The sequence below is a fragment of the Dermabacter sp. HMSC08H10 genome, from assembly GCF_001807585.1.
GTDB lineage: Bacteria > Actinomycetota > Actinomycetes > Actinomycetales > Dermabacteraceae > Dermabacter > Dermabacter hominis.
In genome coordinates this window covers 397,637-409,642 of sequence record NZ_KV789424.1, presented here as the reverse complement: position 1 = coordinate 409,642, position 12,006 = coordinate 397,637, and the positions used below count along the sequence as shown (strand labels likewise).

Annotated in this window: 11 protein-coding genes; 4 read left to right on the top strand and 7 right to left on the bottom strand. The window is 62.6% G+C overall.

What is annotated here, in order from left to right; genetic code table 11:
* Nucleotides 1–24 precede the first annotated feature (24 nt).
* From tal to aroD, 4 genes are all read left to right on the top strand, one after another.
* Nucleotides 25–1,128: a transaldolase gene (gene tal, locus HMPREF3176_RS04640; RefSeq protein WP_070458565.1), complete on the top strand. Its 1,104-nt coding sequence runs from the start codon at nt 25–27 to the stop codon at nt 1,126–1,128.
* An 87-nt stretch (nt 1,129–1,215) separates the two neighbouring features.
* The gene (zwf, locus tag HMPREF3176_RS04635; RefSeq protein WP_016664603.1) at nt 1,216–2,754 is read left to right on the top strand and encodes a glucose-6-phosphate dehydrogenase; all 1,539 of its coding nucleotides are present in this window, start codon (nt 1,216–1,218) and stop codon (nt 2,752–2,754) included.
* Nucleotides 2,751–4,448 (top strand): 6-phosphogluconolactonase, encoded by a 1,698-nt coding sequence (gene pgl, locus HMPREF3176_RS04630; protein WP_016664604.1) that lies wholly within the window; start codon nt 2,751–2,753, stop codon nt 4,446–4,448. The genes zwf and pgl overlap by 4 nt, the downstream gene beginning before the upstream one ends.
* 55 nt (nt 4,449–4,503) lie before the next feature.
* Nucleotides 4,504–5,280: a type I 3-dehydroquinate dehydratase gene (gene aroD, locus HMPREF3176_RS04625; RefSeq protein WP_070458562.1), complete on the top strand. Its 777-nt coding sequence runs from the start codon at nt 4,504–4,506 to the stop codon at nt 5,278–5,280.
* Nucleotides 5,281–5,439: 159 nt separating this feature from the next.
* On the opposite strand, the gene secG is transcribed toward aroD, so the two are convergent.
* The 7 genes from secG to rapZ form a co-directional block, all read right to left on the bottom strand.
* Nucleotides 5,440–5,682, bottom strand: a complete 243-nt coding sequence (gene secG, locus HMPREF3176_RS04620) for a preprotein translocase subunit SecG (protein WP_016664606.1) — start codon at nt 5,680–5,682, stop codon at nt 5,440–5,442.
* A gap of 108 nt (nt 5,683–5,790) precedes the next feature.
* The gene (gene tpiA, locus HMPREF3176_RS04615; protein WP_016664607.1) at nt 5,791–6,573 is read right to left on the bottom strand and encodes a triose-phosphate isomerase; all 783 of its coding nucleotides are present in this window, start codon (nt 6,571–6,573) and stop codon (nt 5,791–5,793) included.
* Between the two features lie 2 nt (nt 6,574–6,575).
* Nucleotides 6,576–7,772, bottom strand: coding sequence for a phosphoglycerate kinase (gene pgk, locus HMPREF3176_RS04610; protein ID WP_016664608.1), 1,197 nt, complete (start codon nt 7,770–7,772; stop codon nt 6,576–6,578).
* A gap of 147 nt (nt 7,773–7,919) precedes the next feature.
* On the bottom strand, nt 7,920–8,924 hold the full coding sequence (gene gap, locus HMPREF3176_RS04605) for a type I glyceraldehyde-3-phosphate dehydrogenase (protein WP_061211973.1): 1,005 nt from the start codon (nt 8,922–8,924) through the stop codon (nt 7,920–7,922).
* Between the two features lie 164 nt (nt 8,925–9,088).
* Nucleotides 9,089–10,072: a DNA-binding protein WhiA gene (gene whiA / locus HMPREF3176_RS04600; RefSeq protein ID WP_070458559.1), complete on the bottom strand. Its 984-nt coding sequence runs from the start codon at nt 10,070–10,072 to the stop codon at nt 9,089–9,091.
* A gap of 1 nt (nt 10,073) precedes the next feature.
* Complete coding sequence (gene yvcK / locus HMPREF3176_RS04595; protein ID WP_040386554.1) at nt 10,074–11,054, bottom strand: gluconeogenesis factor YvcK family protein; 981 nt, start codon at nt 11,052–11,054, stop codon at nt 10,074–10,076.
* Nucleotides 11,055–11,096: 42 nt separating this feature from the next.
* Nucleotides 11,097–11,999 carry an RNase adapter RapZ gene (rapZ, locus tag HMPREF3176_RS04590; protein ID WP_070458847.1) on the bottom strand — a complete coding sequence of 301 codons (903 nt, stop codon included), beginning with the start codon at nt 11,997–11,999 and terminating at the stop codon, nt 11,097–11,099.
* Nucleotides 12,000–12,006 lie beyond the last annotated feature (7 nt).

Here is a 12,006-nt window from a genome sequence, read left to right as displayed (position 1 = left end):
GAACACCTCCCGAAAGGTTTTGCCATGACCGAACTGACGCAAAAGCTCAGCGACCTTGGCGTCTCCCTCTGGCTCGACGATCTCTCCCGTGCACTCATCGACACCGGAGACCTCGAAAAGCTCATGAGCGAACGCAACATCGTCGGTGTCACCACGAATCCCGCGATCTTCAAGGCGGCCATCGCGGGCAAGTCGGATTACGACCGTGCAATCGCCGACGCGGCTTCGCGCGGCCTCGATGCCGATGCAATCATCACGGAGCTGACGACGCGCGATGTGCGCGATGCATGCGACGTATTCGCGCCGACCTACAAAGCCTCGAACGGCTTCGACGGTCGAGTGTCGATCGAGGTCGATCCGCGCCTCGCGCACGAGGAGGATGCGACCGTCGAGCAGGCGAAGTCCCTTAGCGCACTCGTGGACCGCGAGAACGTGATGATTAAGATCCCCGCGACCGACGAGGGCCTCCCGGCGATCACCCGTGCGATCGCTGAGGGCATTAGCGTGAATGTCACGCTCATCTTCTCGCTCGAGCGCTACCGCCAGGTGATCGATGCCTACCTCAGCGGACTCGAGAAGGCAGCAGTAAACGGCGTGGATCTCTCACGCATCCACTCGGTGGCCTCCTTCTTCGTGTCCCGCGTGGACAGCGAAATCGATAAGCGCCTCGAAACCATCGGCGGCGATGCCCTCAACCTTCGCGGCAAGGCCGGCCTTGCCAACGCGCAGGCTGCGTTTGCCGAATACCTCGAGTATGTCGGCTCCGATCGTTTCGCCGCCCTCAAGGAAAAGGGCGCAAATCCGCAGCGCGCCCTGTGGGCATCAACCGGCGTGAAGAACGAGGCCTATCCCGACACGATGTACGTGGACCGCCTCGTGGGCAATCCGGTCGTCAATACGGTTCCAGGTAAAACCCTCGAAGCCGTTGCCGACCATGCCCGTATCGAGGGCCCCCTTACCGAGATCGACCTCTCCGCCGCACGCGAGACCCTCGAAACCATCAGCGCCGCCGGAATCGACCTCGACGATGTCTTCGCCGTGCTCGAGCGCGAAGGCGTCGAAAAGTTCGAGGCCGCTTGGGAGGACCTCCTCTCGGCGGTTCGTGACGCCGCCTCGGCCGCACAGTAATACCCCTTTACGCGCCGTGCCCGCGCCCCGTCCTTTGGGCGCGCGGGCACGGCCGCGACAGAAGTCAATACCTACCAAAGGACCATAGTGAGGCAGAACGAAGCTGCACCAGGCAACCCTCTGCGCGATTCGCGCGACCGTCGCCTCCCCCTCATCGCTGGACCGTGCTCGGTCGTCATGTTCGGAGTCACGGGCGACCTCGCCCGCAAAAAGCTCCTTCCTGCAATCTATGACTTGCACAATCGCGGTCTACTCCCCCCGGCGTTCGGCCTCGTGGGCTTCGGTCGACGCGACTGGAGCCACGACGACTTCGCCGATTACATGCGCGAAAGCGTAGAGAAGTACGCACGCACCCCCTTCAACGAGCACGCGTTCGAACAACTCAGAGGCGGCCTTCGATTCGTCACGGGTGCCTTTGATGACACTGAAGCCTTCGAAGAACTCACGCGAGTGGTAAGCGAGCTCGACGACTCGAGGGGAACGGGCGGCAACCATGCCTTCTACCTCTCCATCCCGCCCAGCGCCTTCCCTCAGGTCGCGGAACAACTTGCACAATCGGGCCTCAACACTCCCTCCGAACATTCGTGGCGGCGCGTCGTCATCGAGAAACCCTTCGGGCACGACCTCGAAAGCGCACGAGAGCTCAACGACATCGTCGAAAAAGTCTTTAAGCCCGAAGAAATCTTCCGAATCGACCATTACCTCGGCAAGGAAACGGTGCAGAATCTGCTCGCGTTCCGGTTCGCGAACCAGATGTTCGAGCCCGTGTGGAACTCGCGCTATGTCGACCACGTGCAGATCACGATGGCTGAAGACATCGGGATTGGCACCCGCGCCGGGTACTACGACGGTATTGGAACCGCGCGCGACGTCATCCAGAACCACTTGCTCCAGCTTCTTGCCCTGACGGCCATGGAAGAACCCATCACGTTCGATGCTGCCGAGCTTCGCAATGAAAAAGAAAAGGTCCTCGCCGCAGTCGAACTGCCAGAGGATCTCGCCGAAGGCACCGCCCGTGGTCAGTACGTCGGCGGCTGGCAAGGCGGTGAACAGGTCAACGGCTACCTCGAAGAGAACGGTATCTCGCCCGACTCGACTACCGAGACTTTCGCGGCGATCAAGCTCAAGGTCAATACTCGCCGCTGGGCAGGCGTGCCGTTCTACCTCCGCGCGGGCAAGCGCCTCGGGCGGCGCGTCACGGAGATCGCGATCGTCTACAAGCAGGTGCCGTTCCTTCCCTTCCGCGATACCGACACCGTAGACCTCGGCCAAAACGCGGTCGTCATCCGCGTCCAGCCGGATGAAGGTGTGACAATGCGTTTCGGCTCGAAGGTTCCCGGTACCCAAATGGAGGTGCGCGATGTCAACATGGACTTCGCGTACGGATCGACATTCACGGAGGAATCCCCCGAGGCCTATGAACGCCTCATTCTTGACGTTCTGCGTGGCGCTCCTCCTCTCTTCCCCCGGCAAAAGGAGGTGGAGCTCTCCTGGAAGATCCTCGACCCCATCCTCGAGTTCTGGGATGAGCATATGCCGCCCGCCCCGTACCGTTCAGGCACGTGGGGACCGCAGACTGCACACGACATGATGGCCCGCGACGGCCGCACTTGGAGGCGTCCATGATTTCGACACTTGAGAACACGACAGCTTCGCAGATCGGCGCTAAGCTTCGCGATTTGCGCGAAGAGGACGGACTCATTTCCCTCAACCGCGTCGCGACGCTCGTCATCGTGACGCACACCGGCTCGCTCGACGAGCCGATCCAGGCCGCGGTGCGGGCAAGCCAAGAGCACCCAGCACGGATCATTGTGATCGTGACCGAGCACGACTCGGATCGCGATGCCCTCGATGCGGAAATCAGGGTGGGTACGGACGCCGGCGCCGGCGAGGTCATCATTTTGCGCGCGCACGGACGCGTGAATGCTGGCCTCGACACGCTCATCACGCCGCTTCTACTTCCCGATGCCCCCATCGTCACGTGGTGGCCTTACACTCCGCCGGCCTCACCATCGCAGGATCCGCTCGGTGCAATCGCGCAGCGCCGCATCACCGACGTCTACCAGTGCGAAAGCCCGAAGTCGTCCCTTCTGCGTCTCGCCCGCGGCTACAAGTCGGGTGATTCCGATCTGTCGTGGTCGCGCATCACCAACTGGCGCGGTCTCGTCGCAACCGCGTACGACTACCCGCCCGCCGACAAGCCGAAAGCCATCACTATCGAAGGGCTCGAAGACAACCCATCGTCGCTGCTCATGCAGGCCTGGCTCCAGCGCTCGCTCGGCGAAGATGTTCCGGTCGAATTCAAGGTCGTCAAAGCCGATCACGGCCTGAGCGCCGTGACCCTTCACCGCGACGACGGCGACATCCGCCTTATGCGCTCGAGTGAGGAGGGCATCACGATGAGCCTTCCCGGCAACAATGACGACCAGTTCGTGACGATGCCGAAGCGCACCATGTACGACCTCTTGAGCGAAGAGCTTCGCCGTCTCGACCCCGATGACGTGTACGGCGATGTCCTCGCCGCGGCATTCCCGCTGACCGGTGACCCGAACAGTTTCGCGGTGGGCAAGCCCGAGTCAACCGACGTTGTTTCGGACGACATGGATGCCGTCGTGAAGGCCGTGGCGAAGGACGCCGTGGCTCGGATCGCCGCCGCTATTGAGGAGCGCGGTATCGCCCACCTCGTTCTCACGGGCGGGCGTGCAGGAACGGCGACGGCGGAGCGCATCGCTATCTCGCTTGAGTTCGCTGAGGTCGACACGTCGAAGCTGCACGTCTGGTGGGGTGACGAGCGCTTCGTCGCAACCAAGTCCTCGGACCGCAACGATCGCCCCGTGATCTCGGCGTTGACGACCGGCGCGGGCATCCCCGTGTACAACGTGCACACGATCCCCGGTTCCGACGCCGGTATGAGCCTTGATGAGGCCGCCGCCTGGTACGGGCAGCAACTCACGATCCAGGGAAGCGACTCAGCGTTCACGACACAGGGCGAGGCCTACTTCGATGTGCTTTTGCTCGGGGTTGGCCCCGACGGCCACGTCGCCTCGCTTTTCCCGGAACACCGGGATGCTCGGGCGACATCGGCCTACGCGGTTCCCGTACGCAATTCCCCGAAGCCACCGTCGGAGCGCATTTCGCTTTCATGGCCTGTGCTCAATAGCGCGCGTCACGTGTCCTTCCTTGTCGCGGGCTTCGATAAGGCGCAGGCGGTAAAGACGGCGCACGGGAAGGTCGATGCTGCGGCCTGCCCGGCCTCGGCGGTGCGGGGTACGGAATCGACGACGTGGTTCCTGGACAAGGAAGCAGCGCACTTCCTGTAAGCCACGAGTGCGAGCCACAGCTGTGGATCGCGGTGAAGAAAGGCGAACGAAAGCCATGACGACGGGCGTGATGATCGGCGAAGTCAGCCTCGGTGAAGGCCACAGGACAGCGATCATCGCGCCCGTGCTCGGTTCAAGCGTGAGCGAACTGAGCGATCAAGCGGTACAGGCGCGAGAGGCGCCCGTGGACATCCTCGAGGTGCGTCTCGATCACCTCCTGGGCGAGGCCGACGTTCCCTTCGCCCAGGCCGAGGCCGCCATTATGGACGCGCTCCGCGCTGTTCGCGCATCCGCTCCCTCGCATCCGCTGCTCGCGACGATCCGCACGGCGAGCGAGGGCGGCACGTGGAGCGTTACGGACGACGTTTACGCCGAGCTGCTTTCGGCAATCGCAAAATCCGGTCTCGCCGAGGCACTCGACGTCGAGATCGCGCGGCATCCCGCTGCCATCAGCTCCGTTCTCGAAGCTACCGAGGCCTCTGGCATTCCCGTTGTCCTCTCGCGTCACTACTTCGAGGCCACTCCCCCGCGCGAGGCGATGCTCGCGATGCTCGAATACATGACGACCCTCGCACCCCCGCAGCGGGCCATCGCGAAACTCGCGGTCATGCCGCAATGTCCCGAGGACGTCCTCGCCCTTCTCAGCGCGAGCCTCGACGCGAAAAAGCGCCTTGAGCGCCCGCTCATCACGATCGCGATGGGGCATCTAGGCAGGGTAAGCCGGCTCGCAGGCGAAGTATTCGGATCCGACGCAAGCTTTGCCACCGTCGGCCCCCAATCCGCCCCGGGGCAGCTCAGCGCCAGCACCCTCGCGATCGTTATTGATCGGTAGTTTCTCTTTCCCGGGGCCCACGCCGGTCAGCCGATTGAAGGGGCGAAGAGGAGAGTGAAAACTGGCTCGAGGGAAAGAAAAACACCCGAGTGCCTTCGAAATACACCCGGGTGCACAAATAATCAGTGTGGGAAAAACGGCGCGAGGCGCGCCAGGTCCCTACATGAAACGCTCAACCACGGCGATACCAATCGCCGAGCCAAGCCACACCACGCCCACGACGGTCGTAATGATGTTGAGGTTGCGTTCCGCAACGCCCGAAGAGCCCGCACCGGTCGAAATGCCGCCGCCGAACATGTCGGAGAGGCCACCGCCACGCCCCTTGTGCATGAGGATAAACATCATGAGCAAGAGGCTCGTGATCGCAAGAATCACGAAGAGAGCGATCTTGAGAATTTCCATGTCCGGGAGGTTCCTTCGGTTGACATAGGGGAAACGAGGTTAACAATACGCTACACGGCCCAGCCTAAGGCCGAGCCGCGTAGCGAGGTTATCACTTCGTGAGGGAAATCAATCAGCGACGTTGTAGGTGGCGATCTTCGCGAACTCATCGGCCTTGAGCGATGCACCACCAACGAGTGCACCGTCAACGTCAGCCTGCTGCATGAGGTCAACAATCGAGGAGGACTTCACGGAGCCGCCGTAGAGCACGCGCACCGAATCGGCAACCTCGTCGCCGAACTTCGTACGGAGCAGATCGCGGATCTCGCGGCACACTTCCTGCGCGTCTTCGCTCGTCGCGACTTCGCCGGTGCCGATCGCCCACACGGGCTCGTAGGCAATGACGATCTTCTTGACGTCCTCGGCCGAGAGGCCTTCGATGCCACCTTCGACCTGAGCGAGGGTGTATTCGACGTGCTTACCGGCCTTGCGCTCCTCGAGCGGCTCGCCTACGCAGAGAATCGGCGAAAGATCGTTCGCGAGTGCAGCCTTGACCTTGGCATTGGTCACCTGCTCGGTCTCGCCGTGGTACTGCCGGCGCTCCGAGTGGCCAACAGCTGCGTAGGTTGCACCGAGAGCCTTGAGCATCGCGCCCGAGACTTCGCCCGTGTACGCGCCAGATTCGTGCTCGGAAATGTCCTGACCGCCGTACACAATCCCGGAACCCGAACCATCGAGAACAGTCTGAACAGTGCGGATGTCAACAAACGGAGGAAGAACAGCAACCTCGACGGCATCGGTCTTGTGGCCGGCTTCCTTGAGGTTCTCGACGAGGTCCTCAAGGAGCGCCTGAGCCTCGATGTAGGTGAGGTTCATCTTCCAGTTGCCTGCAATAAGCGGGGTACGAGTCATGATCACTTCTCCTCAAGAATGGCGATACCCGGCAGCTCCTTGCCCTCGATAAGTTCGAGGCTCGCACCGCCACCGGTGGAAATGTGCGAGTAGCGCGCTTCGTCGAAGCCGAGATTGCGGATCGCGGACGCGGAATCGCCGCCACCCACGACCGTGTAGCCCGAGCATTCGGCGAGGGCTTCGGCGATAGCTTTGGTGCCGTCTGCGTAGAGTTCAAACTCGAATACGCCCATCGGGCCGTTCCAGAAGACCGTGCCGGCATCGCCGAGCTTCGAGGCGAACAGCTCGCGGGTCTTCGGACCGATGTCGAGACCTTCCTTGTTCGCAGGGATGTCGCTCGAGGGAACGACGTCGGCGGGGCCGTCCGGCCCGAAGTTTTCGGACACGACGTTGTCGACCGGAAGGACGATCTCGACGCCCGATTCCTCGGCGCGCTTGAGGTAGCCCTTCACCGTCTCCACCTGGTCTTCTTCAAGGAGCGACTTGCCTACCTCGTGGCCAAGGGCCTTCTGGAAGGTGTAGCTCATGCCGCCGCCGATGAGGAGGCGGTCGGCCTTGCCGAGGAGATTGTCAATCACGCCGAGCTTGTCGGAAACCTTCGAGCCGCCGAGAATCACGACGAACGGGCGTGCCGGCTCATCGGTCACCTTGCGAAGCGACGCGACCTCCTTTTCGACGAGCGAACCCGCCGCAGCCGGCAGGAGCTTAGCCACGTCGTACACGGACGCCTGCTTGCGGTGGACAACACCGAAACCGTCAGACACGAACGCATCGGCGAGCGAAGCGAGTTCCTTCGCGAAGGCTTCGCGCTCTGCCTGATCCTTGCTCGTTTCGCCGGCGTTGAAGCGGACGTTTTCGAGAACGGCCACATCGCCGTCACCGAGGCTTTCGACCGTCTGCTTGGCGCTCTCGCCAACGGTATCCGTCGCAAACGCGACCGGCGCCTCGAGGAGCTCGCTCAGTCGATCCACGGCGGGCTTGAGGGAGAACTTGGGATCCGGCGCGCCCTTGGGACGGCCGAGGTGAGCGGTCACAATGACACGCGCACCCTTCTCGCGAAGAGCATTGATGGTCGGCAGCGAAGCACGAATACGGCCATCATCCGTGATGGTCGTGCCGTCGAGTGGAACGTTGAGATCGGCGCGTACGAGAACGCGCTTGCCGGCGAGATCGCCGAGTGAATCGATGGTCTTAAGCATGGGTCACATCCTCATAAAAAGGGCGGGGTGGCGATTGCGCACCCCGGTGGAGCCTTTCAGCCCCAGGTGGACGAAGGGCCCGCGCCCACAGCGGTGCCGTGACGCGGACCCTTCGTTGAGGTACTCAAGAGTGAGCGGAGGGGAGAATCAGAGCTTCTCGCCCATAAGGACGGTCAGGTCAACGAGGCGGTTCGAGTAACCCCACTCGTTGTCGTACCACGACACGACCTTGACCTGGTTGCCGATGACCTTGGTGCAGCCGGCATCGAAGATCGAGCTGTGCGGATCGGTCTCGATGTCCTTCGAGACGATCGGATCCTCGGTGTAGGCGAGAACGCCCTTGAGCGGGCCCTCTGCGGCCTTCTTCACGGCAGCGTTGATCTCCTCGACGGAAACCTCGCGCTCAGCCTCGAAGGTGAGGTCCACGACCGAGCCGGTCGGCGTGGGAACGCGGAGCGCGTAACCGTCGAACTTGCCCTTGAGCTCGGGGAGCACGAGAGCAACCGCAGCAGCGGCGCCGGTCTTCGTGGGGATGATGTTGAGAGCTGCGGCGCGAGCGCGGCGCAGGTCCTTGTGGGGCGCATCGAGGATGCGCTGGTCACCCGTGTACGCGTGCACCGTCGTCATGAGGCCCTTGACGATGCCAAATTCATCGTTGAGAACCTTTGCAAGCGGGGCGAGGCAGTTGGTCGTGCACGAGGCGTTCGAGACCACGTGATGGTTCTCAGCGTCGTAGTCGCCCTCGTTCACGCCAACGACGAAGGTTGCGTCAACGTTCTTGCCGGGAGCCGAGATGATGACCTTCTTGACGGTATCGCCGAGGTGGGCCTTGGCCTTCTCAGCATCGGTGAAGAGGCCGGTCGACTCAACGACGACCTCAGCGCCAACCGACGCCCAATCGATAGCAGCCGGGTCCTTTTCCGAGAACACCTTGATCGACTTGCCGTCGATGGTGATCGAATCCTCGGTGGACTCAACCTCGCCGTCGAAGCGGCCGAGGATCGAGTCGTACTTCACGAGGTGCGAGAGGGTCTTGGTGTCGGTGAGGTCGTTGACAGCAACGATCTCGATGTCGGCGCCCTGCTCGAATGCAGCGCGCGCGAAGTTACGGCCGATACGACCGAATCCGTTAATACCAACCTTTACGGTCACAGTTCCTCCTTGGTGCACGGCGGCGTTTCCGCCGTGTGGGACTGGGCTTCGCGCACCTCCTTGTACGCATGGATCCCGCGTGTGCGGGTTGGCTCGATTCTATCAACATTGTGATGCGAGGCTCATAGGAACCTGGGGAGCCACAAGCGGCTCAGCGCGCTTTTTTATTCCGCATCTAACACTTCGGGACCAAGGTTTGCCTCGGTTCCAGGAATGCCGCGCTCCTCGGCAGTTTTATCAGCGAGGGCGAGAAGCCGACGGATCCTCCCTGCCACGGCGTCCTTGGTCATGGGCGGATCGGCGAGTTGGCCGAGTTCCTCGAGACTTGCCTGACGGTGTTCGAGGCGGAGAAGACCTGCGGCACGCAAGTGATCGGGAATGTCGTCGCCGAGAATTTCAATCGCTCTTTCGACGCGGGCGCCTGCGGCAACGGCGGCACGCGCCGACCGGCGCAGATTTGCATCGTCAAAATTGGCGAGGCGGTTTGCGGTCGCCCGTACTTCCCGCTTTGAGCGCTTGTCGTTCCAGAGCGCCGCAGTTTTTTCGGCCCCCATGAGTGCAAGCATGTGACCGATTGCTTCACCGTCGCGAATCACCACGCGGTCTGTCCCGCGTACTTCTTTCGATTTCGCTTGGATGCCGAGCCTCCGGGCCGATCCCACCATCGCAAGTGCGACTTCGGAGCCGGGGCAGGTGAGTTCAAGCGCGGCACTTCGCCCTGGTTCGGTGAGACTTCCGTGAGCGAGGAAAGCTCCTCGCCATGCAGCAGCCTGATCCTCTGTGCTCCCGCCAACGACGAGCGGCGGCAGGCCTCGTACGGGCCTCGAACGCGCATCGAGAAGGCCGGTTTGTTTCGCAAAGATCGCGCCATCGGAGAGCACGCGCACGATGTAGCGCGTCGAGCGCCGGATCCCCGACGCAGCGAGGACGGTGACTTCGCTCGGGTGCCCGTAGAGATCGGCGACGTAGGTCTTGAGTCGGCGGGCACTCGCCGACTGGTCGAGTTCGGCCTCAATCGACACCCGGCCACCCACGAGGTGGAGACCTCCCGCGAAGCGCAAAAGGGTCGCCACCTCGGCTTTACGTGCGCTCACGCGAGTCACGTCGAGGTGGGAAAGCTCCTCCTTGACATCGGCAGTCAGGGCCATTTCAGTCCTTCCATGGGTGGGTGAAAACGCCATTAAACACGTCGCGATACGCGGTCGCGAGTCGAAGCGGATCGTGAGTGGGGGTTCCGTCATTCGTGGATACCGTGCGCATGAGAACGTCGATTCCACGGTCGTGGGCGGCGGTAACGAGGGCCTTTCCACCGTCGCGTTCGACGGAAGGATCGGCTACGAGCGCATTGAATCGGAGCTCAGGGGCTGCGTCGCACACGATGGCAAGCAGATCAGTGCTCGTGAGGCCGACGGTTTCCGAGCGCCCCGCAGCGAGGTTCATCGTCAGCACTTTGCGTGCGTTCGTGTGCGTAATGGCGTCACGTAGTTCAGCGATCTTCACGTGTGGGAGGACGGAGGTGTACCAGCTACCGGGACCGATCACGAGCCATTCGGCCTCTTCGATCGAGTCGAGCACCTCGCGTGCGATCTGAGGTTCGGGCGGAATGATACGCAGGTCCTCGACGTGGCCGGTGGTGGCGGCGACATCCGCCTGGCCGCGGATCGTGCGAAGTTCTTCGCCCGGGAAAGATACGAGCGCCTCGATATCGAGAGGCTCGAGCGCCATCGGAAGAACACGACCGGAAGTACCAAGGAGTTCACCGACGTAGTCGAGTGCGGCGATGGGATTGTCGAGTAGCTGCCAGAGGGCGACGATGAGAAGGTTTCCGAGCGAGTGGCCGTTGATCTCACCGTCCGAGGTGAAGCGATGCTGCACGACATCGCGCCACGTCACTCCCCATTCCGAGTCCTCGCACAGGGCCGAAAGCGCCATGCGGAGGTCACCGGGCGGGAGGATCGGGAGCTCGGCGCGTAGCCGGCCCGAGGAACCGCCGTTGTCCGCCACGGTCACCACTGCGGTGAGATCACGCGTGAGGTGGCGCAGCGCGTTAAGACTCGCTGATAGGCCGTGACCGCCGCCAAAGGCCACCACTTTGGGCCCCCGCGTGCGCGAACGCAGGGGCGTGGGCATGAGCGAGGACGTACGCCTCGGGACATTGGCGTTCACGGCGCTTTACTCTCTGCCGAGATCGCGGTGGCGCACGCGCACCGGGTAGCCAAGCTTTCGAAGCTCATCGCCGATGGTCTCCGCGACCGCAACGGAGCGGTGCTTACCTCCCGTACAACCGATGGCGACGGCAGCGAATTGCTTGTTCTCCTCGCGGTAGCCGCGCAGTACGGGAATCAACATCTCGACGTAACGACTGATGAATTCCTTCGCGTTCGCTTGCTCCAAAACGTAGTCGGCAACCTCGCTATCGATGCCGCGCTTGTCGCGAAGCTCCGGCACCCAGTACGGGTTCGGAAGAAATCGCACGTCGGCAACGTAGTCCGATTCGATGGGAATGCCGTATTTAAAGCCGAAGCTCATGACGTTGACAGTCACGGTGTGGTCGTCCCCTTTGCCGAACTCCTTGCGCATGCGCATCGAGAGCTGGTGGACGTTCAGCGGCGAGGTGTCGATGACGATATCGGCCATCCGTCGCAGCGGAGCAAGCTGCTCTCGTTCGCGGCGGATCCCTTCGAGCACGCCCTCCTCGCCCTGGAGAGGGTGGGGGCGTCGAACCGAGTCGAACCGGCGCACGAGCGTGTTCTGATCGGCGCTGAGGAACACGAGGCGCGTGCGCACTTCCTGTTTCCGGAGGTCCTGGATAACTTCGGGAAGGTCATTGAAGAAGGGGCCGGAACGCGGGTCGGTAACGACGGCGAAGCGATTGGCGCGGCCGACGGCCTGAGACTGAAGGTCGAACAGGGTGCGGATCAGTTGCGGCGCGATGTTGTACACGACGTACCAGCCCATGTCTTCGAGAGCATGGGCGGCAGTCTCCCTGCCTGCACCCGCAAGCCCCGTGATGATCACGATTTCCGGGGCGATACCGCTCTGGTCCGACGGCTGCTCTGTCTCACCGTTGCCCAGCTCTTGC